The organism is Hyphomicrobiales bacterium (genome assembly GCA_016710435.1).
GTDB lineage: Bacteria > Pseudomonadota > Alphaproteobacteria > Rhizobiales > Aestuariivirgaceae > Aestuariivirga.
Genome location: JADJVV010000001.1, coordinates 1,593,378 through 1,611,534 on the forward strand (window position 1 = coordinate 1,593,378; position 18,157 = coordinate 1,611,534).

Below are 18,157 nucleotides of genomic sequence, written 5' to 3' on the forward strand. Positions count from 1 at the left end.
GGTTAGCAAGGAAAACCTGCAAAATGAAGGGGTTTTAATGGCAATGGGCCGGGTGGCATTTGACGACAATCTTCCGGGATGCCGGCTTGCCTACATGAAGGACGGGGCGGCCGACGATATCGGCCCCTGCGGCATCGTCTGGCTCGGGGGCTACAAGTCCGACATGACGGGAACCAAGGCCGAAAACCTGGCCGACCTCGCCCGCGCCTCCCGCCGGAACCTGCTGCGCTTCGACTATACCGGGCATGGCCAGTCCGACGGCCTGTTCGTGGACGGAACCATCACGGGCTGGCTGGAGCAGGCAACCCACATGTTCCTGCGCCATACCCAAAATCCCCGGATCATCGTCGGTTCCAGCATGGGGGGCTGGCTGGCCCTGCTGCTGGCCCGCCGCCTGATGAAGGAAGATCCGCTGGCGGCCCGGCGCATCGCAGGCCTCGTCCTCATCGCCCCCGCAACCGACATGACCCGCGACCTGATGTGGGAGAATTTCGGCGCCGAGGCCCGGGAGGAACTGCTGGAGCGCGGCGTCTATCTCCGTCCCTCGGAATATGGCGAACCCTATGCCATCACCCTCCGGCTGCTGGAGGATGGGGCCAAGCACCTGATTCTGGAGGAAGGCCTGTCGCTGCACATGCCGGTGCGCATCCTGCAAGGGAGCGCCGACGTCGATGTTCCCCCCTCCCATGCGGTGAAAACCTTTGAGGCGCTGGAGGCGAGCGACATCACGCTCACCTTTCTCAAGGGCGGCGACCATCGTCTTTCCACCGCCGTGCAGTTGCGCATCATGCAGGAGACAGTGCTGCAACTGGCGGAACGCGCCGACGGTATCCGCTACTGAGGTTTTCCCGCCCCCGGAAGGAGTGCTGCAAGCCCTTCGTGGAAACTCGGATAGAGGAAACGATAGCCCAGCTCCTCCTTCACGCGGCGGTTCGCCACTCGCTTTGAATCGGCATAGAAGCTCCGCGCCATGGGCGAGAGCTCCGCATCCGCAAAGGCGATGGCGGGAGGCACGGGTTTCCCGAGAAGCTCCGCCGCATGCTCAACAACATCCTGCGGCGGGCAGGGGTCATCATCGGCGACATTGTAAGCGGTCCCCGGATGAGGCCGGGCCATGGAGGCGAGCAGGATGCCGGCGATATCATCCACATGGATGCGGCTGAACACCTGGCCCTCCTTGATGATACGTTTGGCAGTTCCATCCAGCACAGTTTCAAGCTGGTTGCGCCCGGGGCCATAGATACCGGCGAGGCGGAAGATGTGGAGTGGCAAACCATTGAGGCGATGGAGCCGGAGCCACGCCTCCTCCGCCGCAAGCCGCCGCCGCCCGCGTTCGGTGTTGGGCGTGAGTGTTGTGGCCTCGTCGATCCAGGCCCCGCCATGGTCGCCATAGACACCGGTGGTCGAGAGGTAGGCCGCCCATGTGAGGCGATGGACCTGCCGCTGCAACGCCGCCCCAAACCGCAACAGCACGGGATCACCGGAGTCCCCCGGCGGCACGGAGGAAACGATATGGGTCACGTCGTCGGGAATATCGTTCAGCGCATCGAAGCGGACGCCGTTCACTCCCCGCGCCCGCAGGCGGGCGGCCCCTTCTTCGCTGCGGCTGGTGCCGGTGATGCGCCATTGCGCGGGATCGAGCCGGCGGGTCAGGGCTTCCGCCGAGAATCCGAAACCGAAAAACAGGATGTGGTTCATGCTGCCTGCCATTCTTCCCGCACGCCCGCGTCATTTTCCAGAGGCAAATATCTGGCGCGCAACTGGTCATGAACAGCGCCTTCGGCCAGTTGCGCATGCGCCCACACTGCCATGGCCCGTACCAATGGCGAGGCATCCGCGAGACGGGCCGCAATGATGGGGATGAGGGCCGCATCGCCGCTGTTGCCCGCAGCGATGAGACAGTTGCGGAGGAAACGCTCACGCCCCACACGCTTCACCGGCGAGCCCGAAAAGAGCTGCCGGAAAGACGCATCGTCGAGTGCCAGCAGATCGGCCAATCGCGGTGCCACGAGGTCATCACGGGCCACGAGTTTCGCTTCGTTGCAAGCCTGCGCAAACTTGTTCCAGGGACAAACGGCAAGGCAATCATCGCAGCCATAGATGCGGTTGCCCATGGGCTTGCGGAACTCCCGCGCGATGTGGTCCGTGTGCTCGATGGTAAGATAGGAAATGCAGCGCCGCGCATCGAGCCGGTAGGGCGCCGGAAAGGCCCGCGTCGGACAGATGTCCAGGCAGGAACGGCAGGTGCCGCAATGATCCTCTTCCGCCGTGTCTGATGGCAAAGGAACGGTGGTGAGGATGGTGCCGATGAAGAACCAGTTTCCGGCCTCGCGCGACACAAGGTTGCTGTGCTTGCCCTGCCAGCCCAGTCCCGCCTGCGCCGCCAGCGGTTTCTCCATCAGCGGGGCGGTATCGACGAAGACTTTCACCTCGGCACCGGCGGTTGCCGCAAAGACCTGCGCCAGCTGCTTCAGCTTGCCCTTGAAGACCTCGTGATAATCGCGGTTCAGCGCATAGACAGAAATGACGCCCGCCGATGTGTCGTCAAGCCGCGACAGGGGATCGATGGCGGGCGTGTAGGGTTGGGCAAAGACAATGGCTGTGCGCGCTTCGCTCCACATGGCCTCGGGCGAAGCGCGGCGCTCCGCCGTCTCGGCCATCCACGCCATGTCGCCGGCATGACCGGCATCCAGAAATGTCTGCAATCGTTCCGCCACGGTGGGCGGGAGACGTGCTTCCGTCACCCGCAGGAGCGGAAGCCCCTCGCGCACGGCCGCCTGACGCAGACGGGCGAGCGCCTTTTTCGCCGTCTCAGAAATCGAGCTCGGCATAGTGGGCCGATGGCGCAACACCGGGAATGACATCGCCCAGCAGCGCGCGGAAGGAAGGCCGCGACTTGATCCGGCTGTACCAGTCCTGCGCGATGGGATGATCGGCCCAGTTGATCTCGCCGAGATAATCAATGGCGGAGATATGGGCCGCCGCGGCGAGATCGGCGAGCGACAGTTCATTTCCCGCAAGCCACGAGCGCTGCTCGGCCAGATAGGCGAGATAATCGAGATGGGGCTTCAGCAATTGCAGGCCGGTGCGCATCCGCTGCATGTCGGGAGAACCGCGGCCATTGCCGGGTGCTGCGACGAAGCGGCGGATGACCTTTTCGGTGAGCACGGGCTCCGTCACCTCGGCGTAGAACTTGATGTCGAACCAGGCCACGAGGCGGCGTACCTCGGCCCGTGCCAGCGTGTCGCCGGGAATGAGGGGACGTTCGCGGCCCAGCGTTTCCTCCAGATATTCCGTCAGCGCTTCCGCGCCCGCCACCACCGCGCCATCGTCCTCCACGTAGACAGGCGTGAGGCCCGTCGGGTTGAGATCGATCAGCTGATCCGACGGTTGCCACGGCCGTTCCTCACTGAGGAGCGGAGCCGCGCCGTATTCGGCGAGCGCCAGGCGCATGCGCCGGCCATGGGGATCAAGCGTGAAATGGTAGAGTTTGGGCATTCCGGAACCGGTATGAATGAATCCACAGCCGTGAAAACCCGCTGTTTTCCGGCCATTGCCCCCGCATTTGGCCCCAATTATGACGTTTGTCCACATGGCACCAGCGATTCGCTGGTCTAGACCATGGGACGCGGGGGCGGTGAGCGGCATGTTTCTAGAGCAGATCATAGTACTGGCCCTGATCCAGGGCATCACCGAGTTTCTCCCGGTCTCGTCTTCCGGGCATCTCATTCTTGTGCCCGCGCTCACCGGCTGGAAGGACCAGGGGGTGCTCACCGACATGGTGACGAACCTCGGCACGCTCTCCGCCGTCATCATCTATTTCTGGCGCGATGTGGTGGCGATGGTGCGCGGTACATTCGACCTCGTGATGCGGCGCAGTTCGGCGGGCGCGCGGCTCGCACTCAACGTGATGATCGGCACCGTGCCCATCGTGCTGGTGGGCCTTGTGATGAAGGCCACGCACCTTGATGACCACATCCGCAGCGCCACGCTGGTAGCGGTGAATGCGATCGTCTTCGGCATCCTGCTCTATGCGGCGGATGCCTACGGTCTTCTCACCCGCACGGTGCGCGACATGTCGTGGAAGGTGGCGCTCGCCATCGGCTGCGCCCAGGCGCTGTCCCTGTCACCGGGCACGAGCCGCTCCGGCATCACCATGACGGCAGCGCGCGCCATGGGCTATGTGCGGCCCGAGGCGGCACGCTTTTCCTTCCTGCTCTCCATTCCGGCAAATGGCGCGGCATCGGCGCTGGTGATCGGCGATGCCTTGTCGAGCGGCGAACGGCTGACCGGCGATGTCATCATGACCGGCGTTCTCACCTTCTTCGTGGCGCTGCTGGCGATTGCCTTCCTGATGCGCATGCTGCGCACCATGAGCTTCCTGCCCTTCGTGATCTACCGGGTCATTCTCGGCGGCGCCCTGCTGGGCCTGATCTTCGCCGGCGTTCAGTTGGGAACGGTGAACTGACCTTCCTTGCGGAAGCGGTAGAGATAGGTGGGAACGATGGTCGCAAAGGCGCGCGGCGTGATGCCGAGCCCTGCGAGATCACGTCCCTCTGCATGCGCCGCCGCGCTCACCACGTTGTTGCCCTGTAGCATTTCCACCTGATCGGCGTTGATGGGCGCTCCGGGCAGCCAACCGATGAGGAGACCGAAGAGTTTGGCCGCGCCGTGGGGCAGTGGCAGCAGCAGGCGCTTGCGCTGCGTCACATCCACCACATACTGCATCATGTCCTGAAGCGTGCCTGTCGCCGGTCCACCCAGCTCGTAGGTCTTTCCGTCGGCCACACCCCGGTCGACCAGCGTCGCCATGGCTTCGGCAACGTCGCCCACGAACACGGGCTGCACTTTGGTCTCGGGTGCGATCACCGGCAGCACCGGCGCGAAGCGGACGAGGCCAGCCATGCGATTGAAGAAACGGTCGTCAGGACCAAACACCACGGAGGGCCGCACCACCATGGCACCGGGGAAGGCGCGGGCGGTGGCTGCTTCCGCCTTGGCCTTGGCTTGTGAAGCGAGGCTGGGCGATTCGGCATCGGCAGCCATGCCCGACACCATGAGCATCAGGCTGGCCTTGGCCTGCCGTGCGGCCTTGGCCACGGCCTCGGAGCCGAACACAACCACGGCGTCAAAGGATTGCGCGCCGCTGGAGACATCCGTGCCCGTGGCATTGATGACGGCGTAGGCTCCCTCGCAGGCGGCCGCGACCGATGCGGGGTAGCGCAGGTTCGCCTGCACCAGGGCGATCTGCCCGGGCGTGCCCAGCGGCAGGACATGGCCCGCGAGGTCGGGACGGCGGCAGGCGACGCGGATTCGATAGCCCCGCTTGGCGAGGCTGCGGACGATCTGGCGTCCGATAAAGCCGGAACCGCCGAACACCGTGACAAGCTTGTCGGATGGAGTGGAGACCAAGGAACCCTCGCGCGGAATTGAATGCTTGAATTGGGCGCTCTTTTAGCGATTTGGCGCGGCAATGCAAAGACAACACAATGCCGAAAAGCCTTGGTTGACAAAATGCAGCACCCCCGCGTAAGAGCCCAGCCGGAAACTGGCCCTGATGGCGGAATTGGTAGACGCACTAGTTTCAGGTACTAGCGATGAAAGTCGTGGAGGTTCGAGTCCTCTTCAGGGCACCATGCTTCGCACACGGGCGAGGCAATACATGACGGCGGGTGACCGTCGAATTCTGCCGCATTGAGTTGGCATCACTCTCCCTGTATGCGCAGTCCCGGTTGTGCAGGCCCGGCTCTTCCCCCCAGGGCTCTAGGGCCGAAGCGGCCTTAATTCCGATGTTGCAGAAGGTTAGAAACGTTCCATGGCTGTCAAAATGTACCGCGGCGACCTGCCGGCCGATTTCAATCCCGGCACGGCCGTGGCGATCGATACCGAAACAATGGGACTGAACCCCCGCCGCGACCGTCTTTGCGTCGTGCAGATCTCGACGGGCGACGGCAATGCCCATCTCGTGCAGTTCGATGCCGGCGCTCACGCAGCACCGCGCCTGAAGGCCCTCCTGGAAGACCGCGCCGTCCTCAAGATCTTCCATTACGCACGTTTTGACGTGGCCGTGCTGAAGCAATACCTCGGCGCCGACACCGGCCCCCTCTACTGTACCAAGATCGCCTCGCGCCTGGCCCGCACCTACACCGACAAGCACGGCCTCAAGGACGTCTTGCGCGAACTCCTCGGCATCGACGCCAACAAGCAGCAGCAGAGCTCCGACTGGGGCTCCCATGTGCTGAGCGAGGCGCAGAAGACCTACGCCGCCCAGGACGTGCTCTATCTTCATGAATTGAAGACCCGCCTCGACCAGATGCTGGAGCGGGAGGGACGCATGCATCTCGCCAGGGCGTGCTTCGATTTCATTCCTGTCCGATCTGCCCTCGACCTCGGCGGCTGGGGTGAAGAAGATGTCTTCGCACATTCATGACATGGCGGGCGATGGCGGCTCGCGGGCCATCGGTGCGCCTGTAAGGCGTGCCAATGCGCGCGCCGGCCTGACGCGCTGGCTCTCCTACGTCATCGTGGCTGCCGCTGCCGGGCTGGCCGTGACCTTTGCGGTGGAACTCGGACTGTTCACGCCGAAGATCCAGAAGACCGATGCGCCTCTGGCACCCGTGGAAAGACCAAACCAGATCACTGGCGGACCGTCCAAGATTTCCGGCTTCGACAAGAACAACCTGCCCTTCGAGATCACCGCGCAAAAGGGCGTGCAGGATGAAAAGATCGAGACGGTCGTGCACCTGGAAACGGTCGACAGCAACTTTGCGCGGCCCAACGGGGCCAAGCTGAACATCACCTCGATTGGGGCTGTCTACGAGACCAAGACGAAGGCGCTGGAACTCGATGGCAATGTGGTTTTCGCGGAAGGCGACCGCTTCCGCGCCCACATGGACAAGGCCGCCGTGAACATGGCAGACCAGACCCTCACCTCGAGGTCGCCGGTGGCAGTCGATATCATCGGTGGAAAGATCACGGCGGACAGCCTGACCATCACGTCCAATGGCGAGCGCATTCTTTTCAGGGGTGGCGTCAAGGCGCGCTTCGTGACACAAAAGGGCAACCCAGGAGACGGTGAATGAAGAATTGGATCATGATGCTGGCCGTGGCCGCATCCTTCGCGGGATCGGCGCCCAGGCTGGCGCTGGCACAGGCGCAGGAGGAAAGCGTCAACATCGAAGCCAGCGAAATGGAAATCATCGACGCCGACAAGCGCGCCATCTTCCGGGGCGACGTGGTGGCTCAGCGCTCCAGCGAGACGATCAAGGCCGACCAGATGGTGGTGGACTACGTTGATGTGAAGCAGCCCGATGGGACCTCGAAGTCGGAAGTCGACACCATGGATTGCACCGGTGGTGTGACCATCACGACCCCGACCCAGACCATCACCGGCACCCGCGCCGTCTTCCACATCCGCCGTGACGAACTGAATGTCACCGGCAACGTCAAGGTGGTGCAGGGCAAGACGGTCCTGCGCGGACCAGAGCTGGTGGCCAATCTCAAGACCAAGCGCACCGTCATGAAGGGTGGCCGCGTCAAGGGCACATTCGTGCCGAAGTGACCGCACAAATCGCAGCTTCACGCAAAATTAAGATAAATGCTTCGTAATCACCAGGCGTCCAGCACCGGATCTCGGGTTCGTCCCCGCCCCATGGCCCCCCGCCCACAGCGGCAGCCACAGGGCAGTGGCCGTCCCATGATGCAGCCTCCGGCCGAAGGCCTGACCGCGACCATGCTCGCCAAGAGCTATCGCAACAGGCCGGTGGTCCGGGATGTGTCGGTTTCGGTGCGGCGTGGCGAGGCTGTTGGCCTGCTTGGTCCCAATGGCGCCGGCAAGACGACCGTGTTCTACATGATCACGGGACTGATTGCCGCCGACAAGGGCTCGATCAGGATCGATGGCGAAGATGTGACCCACTTGCCCATGTACCAAAGGGCCAGGCTGGGGATCGGGTATCTTCCCCAGGAAAGTTCCATTTTCCGGGGCCTCACCGTTGAACAGAATCTGCGTGCAGTGCTTGATCTTCATGAGAAGGACAAGTCCGAACGCGAGCGTCAGTTGCGTGAGTTGTATGATGAGTTCTCAATTGCCCACCTCCGGCATTCGCCGGCTGTTGCGCTCTCTGGCGGAGAACGTCGCCGGGTGGAAATCGCCCGCGCCCTCGCCGCCAAGCCCCAGTACATGCTCCTCGATGAGCCCTTCGCCGGGATTGATCCGATTGCGATCGGTGATATTCGCGCCCTGGTGCGACAGCTCACCGCTCGGGGAATCGGGGTGCTTATTACGGATCACAATGTCCGTGAAACCCTCGAACTCATCGACCGTGCCCTCATCATCCATGAGGGCCATGTCCTGACCGAGGGCAGCCCGCAACAAATCGTTAACGATCCCGACGTGCGGCGCTACTATCTTGGTGAATCCTTCAGCCTCTGATGGCAGGAGGAGGCACGATGGGTCTCAGTCAAAAATTAATTCTGAAACAGGGCCAGTCCCTGGTGATGACGCCGCAACTGCAGCAGGCGATCAAGCTGTTGCAGATGTCATCCATGGAATTGCAGGCCTTTGTCGATGCCGAGCTGGAGCGCAACCCGCTTCTCGAACGCGAAGAAGCCTCTTCCGAGCCGCAAGCCGGCACGCCTGAAAAGCAGACCCCCGACAGCCTCGACGAAACATTCACCAGTCGCAATGCCGCCCCCGAGGACATGGGCGGCGATGCCGAGGCGCCCGAAGGCGCCTCTGCGCGCATGGCCGATGAAGCTTCGATGCCGCGTGATTCCGGCTGGGCCAGCCTGCGCTCGTCCGGCCACCTTTCGTTTGACGGCGAGGACGGCGATTTTGCCGCCAATCTCTCCAGCGGCATTTCGCTCGCCGAACACCTCACCTCGCAGCTCAATCTGGAATTCACCGCCCCCGCCGACCTGATGATCGGCCAGCACCTGATCGGCATGCTGAACGATGCGGGCTATCTCTCTGGCGAACCCGAGAGCCTGTGCGAAACCCTCAAGGCCACGCCCCAGCAGATCGAGGATGTCCTCGCTCGCCTCCGCCGCTTCGAGCCGGCCGGTGTGTTTGCCCGCGACCTTGCGGAATGCCTGAAACTGCAATTGCAGGACCTCGACCGTCTCGATCCCGCCATGGCCGCCCTCATCGACAATTTGCCCCTCGTGGCACGGCGCGATTTCAGCACGCTCCGCGTCCGTTGCGCCGTCACCATGGATGACCTGCAGGACATGCTGGCGGAACTGCGCGCCCTCAATCCCAAGCCCGGCCTCGCCTTCGGCAGCGAGCCCACGCTTCCGGTGGTGCCGGACGTCTTCGTGCGGCCCTCGCCCGACGGCAACTGGATCATCGAATTGAACAGCGAGACCTTGCCGCGTGTTCTCGTCAACAACCGCTACATGGCCACGGTATCGCGCGGCGCCCGCAGTGAAGACGACAAGCTCTTCCTCGCCGGATGCCATGCCCAGGCGGCATGGCTGGTCAAGAGCCTCGAACAGCGCGCCAAGACAGTGCTGAAGGTCGCGCGTGAGATCGTGCGCCAGCAGGATGGCTTCCTCATTCATGGCGTACAGCACCTTCGCCCCATCACGCTGAAGATGGTGGCTGATGCGATCGAGATGCATGAGTCGACGGTGAGCCGCGTCACCTCGAACAAGTATATCGCAACACCGCTCGGCACATATGAACTCAAATATTTCTTCACCACGGCCATTGCCTCGGCCGATGGCGAAGGCGATGCGCACTCCGCCGAAAGCGTGCGCCACCGGATCCGCGAGATGATCGCGAAGGAGAATCCCGAGGCCATTCTCTCCGATGACGACATTGTGGCAGCGCTGCGCCTCGAGGGTGTGGATATCGCCCGGAGGACAGTCGCTAAATATCGGGAATCGCTAAATATATTGTCATCCGTGCAGCGTCGCCGGGAGGCCCGGTTGAAGGGTTGACTTGCGTCCGTGGCGCGCCTATCCAGCGCCCGTCTGAATGGAAACGGCATGAACCAAGATGGTGCAGTGCCCAACAACAACACTTTTCACAAGCCAGCTCCGCCGCCATTGACGCGAGACATTCTCGCGCCCATGTCTTGACGTCAGGCCGACTTGTACGAACCGGAATTGCTGATCGAATGACTCTTGCAGACATCATCGACGCCCGCGCCGTGCTTCCCGCGGTGAAGGCCCAGAACAAGAAGCAGGTGTTGCAGGAACTCTCCCAGGCGATTGCCGGACTTGTTGCTGCCGACCAGCGTGTTGTCTTCGAAACGCTGAACCGCCGCGAGAAGTTGGGCTCGACCGGCCTCGGCCAGGGCATTGCCATTCCGCACGGCCGTCTCCCCAACATCAACCGCGTCTACGGCCTCTTCGCGCGTCTCGCCACACCGGTTGATTTCGACAGCATCGATGGCCAGCCGGTGGACCTCGTCTTCGTGTTGCTGGCACCCGACCATGCCGGCGCCGATCATCTCACCGCCCTGGCCCGCATCTCGCGCCTGCTGCGCGAACCGGCGACGCTCGCCAAGCTGCGCGGCACCGATACGGCGGAAGGCCTCTACGCCATCCTCACCGAACCCTCGGCCACGCAGTCAGCCGCCTGACCTCAGCGCAAGCGGCGCGGGGCCACGGCCTGCGCCTCCAGCGGATTCTCCGGCCAGTAGTGTTTGGGATAGCGTCCGCGCATGTCCTTGCGCACATCGGCATAGGCATTGGTCCAGAAGGTTTCGAGTGACTGCGTGACGGCAACAGGCCGGCCCGCGGGTGACAGCAATTCGATCCGCAGCCGGGCCCGGCCCTCCGCCACCTGCGGGGCCGCATGAAGCCCGAACATCTCCTGCAGGCGCACACGCAACACCGGATCACCATCGGTGTCATAGTCGATCCTGTAATGCCCGCCCGACGGCACCTCCATGCGCTGTGGCGCAAGCGCCTGGATGCGCGAGAGAAGCGCGTGCGGCACGAGGCTGCGCAGGATGGCGTGCATGTCGAGGCGTGCGAGGTCGTTCTTCCGGCTCATGCCCGCCAGATAGGGCAGCAGCCAATCGTCGCGTGTTGCCATGAGGGCACCATCCGACACATCAGGCCAGCCCGCGTCCGGCATGGTGCGCGCCAGGAAGCGGATGCGCTGGCGCAGCCCGTTTGCGCCCTCGCTCCACGGCAGGACGGAAAGGCCCATCGCCCGCACGCCATCCAGCATGCCCTTCGCCAGGGCTTCGGCATCGGGTGAGGGCAGCGGCTTTTCTGCCAGCACAATCGCCCCCAGCGTGCGCGTTTCGCTGGCGATCACGGCATTCTGCTTCGCGTCCCAGCCACCCCGCGCCTGCGTGGTGATGAGATCGCCGAAATGCCGGTCGATGTCGGCGCGCGTGAGGATACCGGCGAGGAACACCTTGGCATCCGCCTGCGCGTTGTCGAGGAGCGCGATGGCGATGAACTCAGCCTTGGCCAGCCCATCATGCTCCGCCACCACGGCACCGCCGCCATTGGCCATGCGGAAGCGGTTGCCGCCGCGCCGTTGCGCAATGCGGTCGGGATAGGCGAGGGCCAGCAGGACGCCATGGGAAATCCCAGCCGTGTCTTCACCACAGCGCAGGAGATCGATGATCTGCCGGGCCGATTGGCGAATGCGCTCGCGCGCCGGGCCGCGCAGATGCAGGAGCCGGGCCTCGATGTCGGCACTCGTGTCGCGGGGCAGGCCGTCGCGCTCGCTGATCATCGCCGCCGTCTCCGCCGCTGCACGGGCAGCACCGAGCGCCTGCGCCCTCACCACCATGTGCGCCAGTCGCGGGTGGAGCGGCAGACGCGCCATGGCCCGGCCATGGGGCGTGATGGAATGGGTCGCATCAATGGCGCCCAGCTGCCGCAGCAGGTCCTGCGCCTGCGCGAAGGCGGCGGCTGGCGGCGCTTCCAGCCACGGCAGGCCTTCGCGCGCAGTGACGCCCCACTGCGCCATCTCGAGCGCAAGCGGGGCAAGATCCGCCACGCGGATTTCGGGCGCGTCGTGGGCGGCAAGCGCCTTCGTTTCCGCCTCAGGCCACAGCCGGTAGCACTGGCCGGGGCCGAGACGACCGGCGCGGCCCTTGCGCTGTTCAGCCGAAGCCTGGCTCACGCGCACCGTTTCCAGCGCCGTCATGCCCGATGCCGGATCAAAGCGCGGCGCGCGCTTCAGCCCCGTGTCGATCACCGCTTCAATGCCTTCGATGGTGAGGGAGGTTTCCGCGATGGTGGTGGCGAGCACGATCTTGCGCTCCCCCTCCGCCGGCTTGCGGATCGCCTCGTCCTGCTCAGCGAAGGACAGCGCGCCATAGAGGGGCCGCACCTCTGTACGGGCCGGCAGATCGAGCTTGCCCAGCGCCTCCGCGGTGCGGCGGATTTCACCTTCCCCCGGCAGGAACACGAGAAGGCTCCCCTTCACGTCGCGCAAGGCGCGGGCCACGGCCTTCACCGTCTCGTCAATCAGCGTGAAGCGCGTGGGGCGTTCGAGTGCCGTGATACCCACCGGGAACATGCGGCCCGCTGTCTGCACGAGTGGTGCATCGCCCAGATGCGCGCACAGGATTTCCGCATCGAGGGTTGCCGACATCACGAGAATCTTGAGGTCGGGCCGCAGGCCCCGCTGCACATCCAGCGTCAGCGCCAGCCCGAAGTCGCCATCAAGACTGCGCTCGTGGAATTCGTCGAAGATGACGAGGCCCGTGCCAGCAAGTTCCGGATCCTGTTGCAGCCGCCGCGTGAGGATGCCTTCGGTGACCACTTCGATCCGCGTCCTGGCCGAGACCTTGCGTTCGAGGCGCACCGTGTAGCCCACGGTTTCGCCCACTGCCTCGCCGAGGGTGTCGGCCATGCGCTTTGCCGAGGTGCGCGCCGCGAGGCGCCGGGGCTCCAGCATGACGATCTTCTTCGCCCCGAGCCATGCCGCGTCTTTCAGAAGCAGCGGCACCCGCGTCGTCTTGCCCGCACCGGGTTCCGCCACCAGCACAGCCGCCCCGTTTGCCGCCAGGGCAGCGGAGAGTTCGGGAACGATGCGATCGACGGGAAATTCCATGGCGCGGGGCTTAGCGGGATTGGGCCGGGGAAGCCAGACGAGGCATCGCCCTCACATCCTGCGGTTCGCGCCGCCCCTCATGCCACCTCTTGCGACCAGGGTGGATCGGCTCCGGGGCGCGAGACCGTGACGGCGGCGCATTTCATGGCGAAGGCGGCAGCCGCAGCGAGTTGCGCTTCATCCAGCGCCGCGACCGCCGCCTTGCTTAGGAGACCGTTGCGCTGGAGTTGGCAGAGGAAACCCGCGGTGAACGTGTCACCGGCTCCGACCGTATCCGCGACCGTCACCTTTGGCGCGGCAAGCGAGACCTGCCGGCCACTCGCAAAGACTTCAACGCCGGCGCCGCCCCGCGTGATGGCAACGACCTTGGCGCCTGACTTCAGCCATTTGCGCGCAGCAGTGGCGAGATCGTTCTTGCCGGTCATCCACGCCACGTCCTCGTCTGAAATCTTGACGATGTCGGCGAGCGCCATCATCCGTGCCAGCCGCGCCAGATGCGCCTTGCGATCCTTGATGAGCGACGCCCGGATGTTGGGATCAATGGAGATGACGCGGTTTCGGGCCTCGCGCTTCAACAGAGCCTCATAGGTTCCGCCCTCCGGTTCCGGGATGAGCGAAATCGATCCGAAGTGGAGCGCCGCCACGGCCTTGGGCAGCTTCGGCAGGTCGGCCTTCACCAGGTTCCGCCCGGCAGAGGCATCGTCAATGAAAGAGTAGCGGGCATGGCCGCCATCCAGCTTCACGAAGGCAAGCGTGGTATGCTGCGGCTTGGTCCGCAGGTATTTGAGGCTGACATGGCTGGCGCTCAGCCCCTCGCGCAGGCTGTCGCCGAAGAAGTCGCTGGACATGCCGGCAAACAGCGCCACCGGCACATCAAGCCGCCCGAGCGCGATGGCGGTGTTGTAGACCGAGCCGCCGTTCACGGGTTGGTAAACCAGCGCGCCGTCCTTGCCTTCGCGCGGCAGAAAATCGATCAGGGCTTCCCCGCAGCACAGGATCATGGAATGCTTCCCCCTTCAGGCATGCGTTTTCGGCAATAAATCATGGCGATTGATTTATTGCCAGTGCTTTTGAAGTCGTCTAGGAAGCGTCGCAATTCTGAGGTACGCACCTCAACCGGCCCGGAGAGGGCGGTCAACCCAGCAGGTGAGAATGACAACCCGCATCATCCCCGTCGACGATTTTGATCTCGTGATCTTCGGAGCCACCGGAGACCTGTCCCAGCGCAAGCTGCTGCCCGCACTCTTCCATCGTGATGAGCAGGGCCAGCTGCCCGACGGTGCCTGCATCATCGGCACCTCCCGCAAGCCCATGACCCACGATGAATTCAAGGCCTTCGCGGCGGAGGCCATTGCGCCTCATGCCAAGGCGGGCAACACGCCCGAAACCGTGGTGCAGCGCTTCCTCGCGCGCCTCCGCTATTATGCGGCGGAAGCCACGAAGGACGACGGCTGGCTGGCGCTGGAGCAGGAACTCGCCGACCGCAAGGACGTGATCCGCGTTTTCTATCTCGCCGTGGGCCCCGATCTCTTCGGCGCCATCTGCGAACGCCTGGGTCACCATGGCCTGGTGACGGCGAAGTCGCGCGTGGTGGTGGAAAAACCGCTGGGCAAGTCCGGCGCTTCGGCTGACGCGCTCAACAACGTCATCGGCAAGGTCTTCCCCGAACCCGCCATCTACCGCATCGATCATTACCTCGGAAAGGAGACGGTGCAGAACCTGATGGCGCTGCGCTTTGCCAATCTCCTTTTCGAGCCCCTGTGGAACCACAAGTACATTGACCACGTGCAGATCACCGTTGCCGAGACTCTGGGGGTCGAAGGCCGTGCCGGATATTATGATACGGCGGGCGCCGTGCGCGACATGGTGCAGAACCATCTGTTGCAGCTTCTTTGCCTCACTGCCATGGAACCACCCTCCTGCCTCAGCGCCGATGCGGTGCGCGACGAGAAGCTCAAGGTGCTGAAGTCGCTGAAGCCCATGACGGCGGAGCGGCTGGAGAACCATATCGTGCGCGGACAGTACCGCGCGGGCGCTGCGGCCTCCGGTCCGGTGCCGGGTTATCTGGAAGAGCTGGGCAATCCGTCCTCGGAGACGGAGACCTTCGTGGCGTTGAAGGCGGAGCTTCGCAGCTGGCGCTGGAACGGCACGCCCTTCTACCTCCGCACCGGAAAGCGCTTGCCATCGCGCGTGTCGGAGATCGTGGTGCAGTTCCGCAACATTCCGCACAATGTCTTCGAGGCCTCCGCCGGACCGCCCATGCCCAACCGGCTGGTGATCCGACTGCAACCCAATGAAGGCGTGCAGCTCGACCTGATGATCAAGGACCCGGGACCGGGCGGCATGCGCCTGCAGCAGGTGCCGGTGGACATGACCTTCAAGGAAGTCTTCAACGTCCGCAACCCGGATGCCTACGAACGCCTGCTCACCGACGTGGTTCGCGGCAACCAGACGCTCTTCATGCGCCGCGATGAAGTGGATGCCGCATGGGCCTGGATCGACCCCATCCTCGACTACTGGAAGGCCTCCCATGATGTGCCGAAGCCCTACACGGCAGGTACATGGGGTCCGGCCTCGGCCATCGCCCTGATCGAGCGCGATGGCCGCACCTGGCACGACGAGGGCATGGCGTGATCCGCAAGCACAACACCTTCGCCACCCGCGCGGACCTTGCCGCAGCGCTCGCCCGCGACGTGGCGCAGGCCCTCGCGGCAAGGATTGCAGCCGCAGGTTCTGCCACCCTCGCGGTCTCGGGTGGCACGACGCCGGCCCTGTTCTTCACCGCTCTGTCGCTGCAGGAGATCGACTGGAGCAAGGTTACGGTGACGCTGGTGGATGAGCGCCAGGTGCCGGAAGCAAGTCCGCGCTCCAACGCAGCACTTGTGCGCAAGATGCTGATGGCGGGCAAGGCCGCGAAGGCCCGCTTCGTGCCGCTTTTCGAAAATGAAGCGGAAGCATCAGGGCTCTCTCTTGATGTGGTGGTGCTTGGCATGGGCAATGACGGCCACACCGCCTCCTTCTTCCCCGGCGGCGATGCGCTGGCTGTGGCCATTGATCCGCAAACGGAGAAAAACATCGTTCCGTTGAACGCGCCCGCGGCAGGAGAGCCCCGGCTCACCTTCACGCTTCCGAAGTTGCTGGCGGCGTCCACCCTCTGCCTCCATATCGAAGGTACCGGAAAAATGAAGGTGCTGGACGAGGCCGTGAGGGGAAGCGATGCGCAAGCGATGCCCATCCGTGCCGTGCTCGCTGCGGCAACGCCACTTGATCTCTATTGGTGCCCCTGAACGAGGATCCGCCATGACCGTCACCTCCACCATCTCCGCCGTCACCGAAAAACTGATCGCCCGCTCCCGGGCCTCGCGGGGCCGCTATCTCGACCGCATCGCCAGGGCGCAGGCGAGCACGCCCGCCCGCAAGACGCTGGGTTGCGCCAACATCGCCCACGGCTTTGCCGCCTGCGGCGTGCAGGACAAGCACGCCTTGCGCCATGGCGAAGGCCCCAACCTCGCGATTGTCACCGCCTACAACGACATGCTCTCGGCGCATCAGCCCTTCGAGCACTATCCCAACATCATTCGGGAAGCCGCCCGGACCGCAGGTGGCACAGCGCAGGTGGCCGGAGGCGTGCCCGCCATGTGCGATGGCGTGACGCAAGGCGAGGCGGGCATGGAACTCTCGCTCTTTTCGCGCGACGTGATCGCGCTCTCCACCGCCGTGGCCCTGTCGCACCAGATGTTCGATACGGCCGTGTATCTCGGTGTCTGCGACAAGATCGTGCCAGGCCTTGTGATCGGCGCCCTGTCCTTCGGGCACTTGCCAGCGCTGTTCATCCCCGCCGGCCCTATGCCCAGCGGCATGAACAACGATGACAAAGGCAAGGTCCGCCAGGCCTATGCCGAAGGCAAGGTGAGCCGCGAGGAATTGCTGGAGGCGGAAGCGCGCTCCTACCATGCGCCCGGCACCTGCACCTTTTACGGCACGGCCAATTCCAACCAGATGCTGATGGAGATCATGGGCCTGCACCTGCCGGGCACGACCTTCGTCAACCCGGGATCCGACCTGCGCGACGAAATCACCAAGGCCGCCGCCAGGCAGGCACTGTCCATCACCGCACTGGGCAACCAGTACACCCCCATCGGCAAGATCTATGACGAGAAGTCCGTGGTGAACGGCGTCGTGGGCCTGCTTGCCACGGGTGGTTCCACCAACCACACCATGCACCTGATCGCCATGGCGGCGGCGGCGGGGATTGTGCTGACCTGGGATGATCTCGCTGAACTCTCGCAAACCGTGCCGCTGCTCGCTCGCGTCTATCCCAACGGTTATGACGACGTGAACCACTTCCACGCGGCAGGCGGCATGGGCGTGCTGATCCGCGAATTGCTGGGCGCAGGCCTGCTCCACAAGGACGTGACGACGGTGATGGGCACGGGCCTTGATGGCTACCTCACCGCACCCGTGCTGGAAGACGGCAACCTGAACTGGACCCGCACGCCCGAGGCATCGAACAACACCGGGGTGCTGCGGGGCGCTGCCGATCCCTTCCAGCCCACGGGCGGCCTCAATGTGTTGAAAGGCAACATCGGCAAGGCGGTGATCAAGTCCTCCGCCATTCCCGTTGAACGTCACATCGTGGAGGCGCGCGCCAAGGTGTTCCATTCGCAGGACGAATTGAAGACGGCCTTCAAGAACGGCCTGCTGAACAGCGACGTGATCGCGGTCGTCCGCTTCCAGGGACCCAAGGCCAACGGCATGCCCGAACTTCATTCCCTCACACCGTCACTCAGCGTCTTGCAGAACCGCGGACTGGTGGTCGGCCTCGTCACCGACGGGCGCATGTCGGGTGCCAGCGGCAAGGTGCCCGCCGCCATTCACGTGACACCCGAGGCCGCCGATGGTGGACCGATCGCGCGCATCCAGGACGGCGACCTGATCCGCATCGACGCGGTGAACGGCACCTTGCAGGTTCTGGTCGATGAAGCGGAATTTGCCGCGCGGCCCCTGGCAACGGCAAACCTTGTCCCCAACGAAACAGGCGTTGGCCGCGAACTCTTCGCCGCCTTCCGCCGCATCGCAGGGCGGGCCGACCAGGGCGCATCAATCTTCGAGGTGGCGTGA

At 64.2% G+C, this 18,157-nt stretch carries 17 protein-coding genes and 1 tRNA gene; 12 read left to right on the top strand and 6 right to left on the bottom strand.

The annotated features are described in order from the left end of the window. The first annotated feature begins 37 nt into the window (after positions 1-37). Positions 38-841 (top strand): alpha/beta fold hydrolase, encoded by an 804-nt coding sequence (locus IPM06_07735; GenBank protein MBK8770306.1) that lies wholly within the window; start codon positions 38-40, stop codon positions 839-841. Here IPM06_07735 and IPM06_07740 read toward each other — a convergent pair. From IPM06_07740 to IPM06_07750, 3 genes are read right to left on the bottom strand one after another with little or no spacing between them, the layout of a single operon-like run. Then, positions 835-1,698 carry an SDR family oxidoreductase gene (locus IPM06_07740; protein MBK8770307.1) on the bottom strand — a complete coding sequence of 288 codons (864 nt, stop codon included), beginning with the start codon at positions 1,696-1,698 and terminating at the stop codon, positions 835-837. The genes IPM06_07735 and IPM06_07740 overlap by 7 nt on opposite strands. Then, entirely contained in the window at positions 1,695-2,831 is a 1,137-nt protein-coding gene (gene queG, locus IPM06_07745) for a tRNA epoxyqueuosine(34) reductase QueG (GenBank protein MBK8770308.1), read from the bottom strand. The genes IPM06_07740 and queG overlap by 4 nt, the downstream gene beginning before the upstream one ends. After that, positions 2,812-3,498, bottom strand: coding sequence for a glutathione S-transferase family protein (locus IPM06_07750; GenBank protein ID MBK8770309.1), 687 nt, complete (start codon positions 3,496-3,498; stop codon positions 2,812-2,814). The genes queG and IPM06_07750 overlap by 20 nt, the downstream gene beginning before the upstream one ends. Positions 3,499-3,646: 148 nt before the next feature. On the opposite strand from IPM06_07750, the gene IPM06_07755 reads away from it, so the two are divergent. Further along, a complete protein-coding gene (locus IPM06_07755) occupies positions 3,647-4,468 on the top strand; it encodes an undecaprenyl-diphosphate phosphatase (protein ID MBK8770310.1) in 822 nt (273 codons plus the stop codon). Here the strand turns inward: IPM06_07755 and IPM06_07760 are convergent. After that, positions 4,447-5,412, bottom strand: a complete 966-nt coding sequence (locus IPM06_07760; protein ID MBK8770311.1) for a complex I NDUFA9 subunit family protein — start codon at positions 5,410-5,412, stop codon at positions 4,447-4,449. The genes IPM06_07755 and IPM06_07760 overlap by 22 nt on opposite strands. A gap of 139 nt (positions 5,413-5,551) precedes the next feature. Here IPM06_07760 and IPM06_07765 point away from each other — a divergent pair. The 7 genes from IPM06_07765 to ptsN all read left to right on the top strand — a co-directional run bounded on the left by IPM06_07765 (position 5,552) and on the right by ptsN (position 10,592). Further along, positions 5,552-5,636, top strand: a tRNA-Leu gene (locus IPM06_07765). 179 nt (positions 5,637-5,815) lie between these two features. Next, positions 5,816-6,430, top strand: coding sequence for a ribonuclease D (locus tag IPM06_07770; protein ID MBK8770312.1), 615 nt, complete (start codon positions 5,816-5,818; stop codon positions 6,428-6,430). Further along, the gene (gene lptC / locus IPM06_07775) at positions 6,411-7,082 is read left to right on the top strand and encodes an LPS export ABC transporter periplasmic protein LptC (GenBank protein ID MBK8770313.1); all 672 of its coding nucleotides are present in this window, start codon (positions 6,411-6,413) and stop codon (positions 7,080-7,082) included. The genes IPM06_07770 and lptC (IPM06_07775) overlap by 20 nt, the downstream gene beginning before the upstream one ends. Further along, positions 7,079-7,561, top strand: a complete 483-nt coding sequence (lptC, locus tag IPM06_07780) for an LPS export ABC transporter periplasmic protein LptC (protein ID MBK8770314.1) — start codon at positions 7,079-7,081, stop codon at positions 7,559-7,561. The genes lptC (IPM06_07775) and lptC (IPM06_07780) overlap by 4 nt, the downstream gene beginning before the upstream one ends. 36 nt (positions 7,562-7,597) lie before the next feature. After that, positions 7,598-8,434 carry an LPS export ABC transporter ATP-binding protein gene (lptB, locus tag IPM06_07785; protein MBK8770315.1) on the top strand — a complete coding sequence of 279 codons (837 nt, stop codon included), beginning with the start codon at positions 7,598-7,600 and terminating at the stop codon, positions 8,432-8,434. 17 nt (positions 8,435-8,451) lie between these two features. After that, entirely contained in the window at positions 8,452-9,945 is a 1,494-nt protein-coding gene (rpoN, locus tag IPM06_07790) for an RNA polymerase factor sigma-54 (protein MBK8770316.1), read from the top strand. A 179-nt stretch (positions 9,946-10,124) separates the two neighbouring features. Next, positions 10,125-10,592, top strand: a complete 468-nt coding sequence (gene ptsN, locus IPM06_07795) for a PTS IIA-like nitrogen regulatory protein PtsN (GenBank protein MBK8770317.1) — start codon at positions 10,125-10,127, stop codon at positions 10,590-10,592. 2 nt (positions 10,593-10,594) lie between these two features. Here the strand turns inward: ptsN and hrpB are convergent, their stop codons facing one another. Together hrpB and IPM06_07805 are read right to left on the bottom strand one after the other, a co-directional pair. After that, positions 10,595-13,036: an ATP-dependent helicase HrpB gene (gene hrpB / locus IPM06_07800; GenBank protein MBK8770318.1), complete on the bottom strand. Its 2,442-nt coding sequence runs from the start codon at positions 13,034-13,036 to the stop codon at positions 10,595-10,597. A 77-nt stretch (positions 13,037-13,113) separates the two neighbouring features. Further along, the gene (locus IPM06_07805; protein ID MBK8770319.1) at positions 13,114-14,037 is read right to left on the bottom strand and encodes a carbohydrate kinase; all 924 of its coding nucleotides are present in this window, start codon (positions 14,035-14,037) and stop codon (positions 13,114-13,116) included. Positions 14,038-14,188: 151 nt separating this feature from the next. On the opposite strand from IPM06_07805, the gene zwf reads away from it, so the two are divergent. The 3 genes from zwf to IPM06_07820 are packed head-to-tail and all read left to right on the top strand — an operon-like array spanning position 14,189 to position 18,157. Then, complete coding sequence (gene zwf / locus IPM06_07810) at positions 14,189-15,670, top strand: glucose-6-phosphate dehydrogenase (protein ID MBK8770320.1); 1,482 nt, start codon at positions 14,189-14,191, stop codon at positions 15,668-15,670. After that, entirely contained in the window at positions 15,598-16,323 is a 726-nt protein-coding gene (pgl, locus tag IPM06_07815) for a 6-phosphogluconolactonase (protein ID MBK8770321.1), read from the top strand. The genes zwf and pgl overlap by 73 nt, the downstream gene beginning before the upstream one ends. A 13-nt stretch (positions 16,324-16,336) precedes the next feature. Continuing rightward, the gene (locus tag IPM06_07820; protein ID MBK8770322.1) at positions 16,337-18,157 is read left to right on the top strand and encodes a phosphogluconate dehydratase; all 1,821 of its coding nucleotides are present in this window, start codon (positions 16,337-16,339) and stop codon (positions 18,155-18,157) included.

Excerpts from the sequence above, each read along its gene's own strand:
- pgl (MBK8770321.1), top strand. The coding sequence starts at position 15,598 with ATGGGGTCCGGCCTCGGCCATCGCCCTGATCGAGCGCGATGGCCGCAC.
- IPM06_07770 (MBK8770312.1), top strand. The coding sequence starts at position 5,816 with ATGGCTGTCAAAATGTACCGCGGCGACCTGCCGGCCGATTTCAATCCC.
- rpoN (MBK8770316.1), top strand. The coding sequence starts at position 8,452 with ATGGGTCTCAGTCAAAAATTAATTCTGAAACAGGGCCAGTCCCTGGTG.
- lptC (MBK8770313.1), top strand. The coding sequence starts at position 6,411 with ATGTCTTCGCACATTCATGACATGGCGGGCGATGGCGGCTCGCGGGCC.
- IPM06_07750 (MBK8770309.1), bottom strand. The coding sequence starts at position 3,498 with ATGCCCAAACTCTACCATTTCACGCTTGATCCCCATGGCCGGCGCATG.
- ptsN (MBK8770317.1), top strand. The coding sequence starts at position 10,125 with ATGACTCTTGCAGACATCATCGACGCCCGCGCCGTGCTTCCCGCGGTG.
- IPM06_07820 (MBK8770322.1), top strand. The coding sequence starts at position 16,337 with ATGACCGTCACCTCCACCATCTCCGCCGTCACCGAAAAACTGATCGCC.
- lptC (MBK8770314.1), top strand. The coding sequence starts at position 7,079 with ATGAAGAATTGGATCATGATGCTGGCCGTGGCCGCATCCTTCGCGGGA.
- IPM06_07805 (MBK8770319.1), bottom strand. The coding sequence starts at position 14,037 with ATGATCCTGTGCTGCGGGGAAGCCCTGATCGATTTTCTGCCGCGCGAA.
- queG (MBK8770308.1), bottom strand. The coding sequence starts at position 2,831 with ATGCCGAGCTCGATTTCTGAGACGGCGAAAAAGGCGCTCGCCCGTCTG.
- hrpB (MBK8770318.1), bottom strand. The coding sequence starts at position 13,036 with ATGGAATTTCCCGTCGATCGCATCGTTCCCGAACTCTCCGCTGCCCTG.
- IPM06_07740 (MBK8770307.1), bottom strand. The coding sequence starts at position 1,698 with ATGAACCACATCCTGTTTTTCGGTTTCGGATTCTCGGCGGAAGCCCTG.
- lptB (MBK8770315.1), top strand. The coding sequence starts at position 7,598 with ATGCTTCGTAATCACCAGGCGTCCAGCACCGGATCTCGGGTTCGTCCC.
- IPM06_07755 (MBK8770310.1), top strand. The coding sequence starts at position 3,647 with ATGTTTCTAGAGCAGATCATAGTACTGGCCCTGATCCAGGGCATCACC.
- IPM06_07735 (MBK8770306.1), top strand. The coding sequence starts at position 38 with ATGGCAATGGGCCGGGTGGCATTTGACGACAATCTTCCGGGATGCCGG.
- zwf (MBK8770320.1), top strand. The coding sequence starts at position 14,189 with ATGACAACCCGCATCATCCCCGTCGACGATTTTGATCTCGTGATCTTC.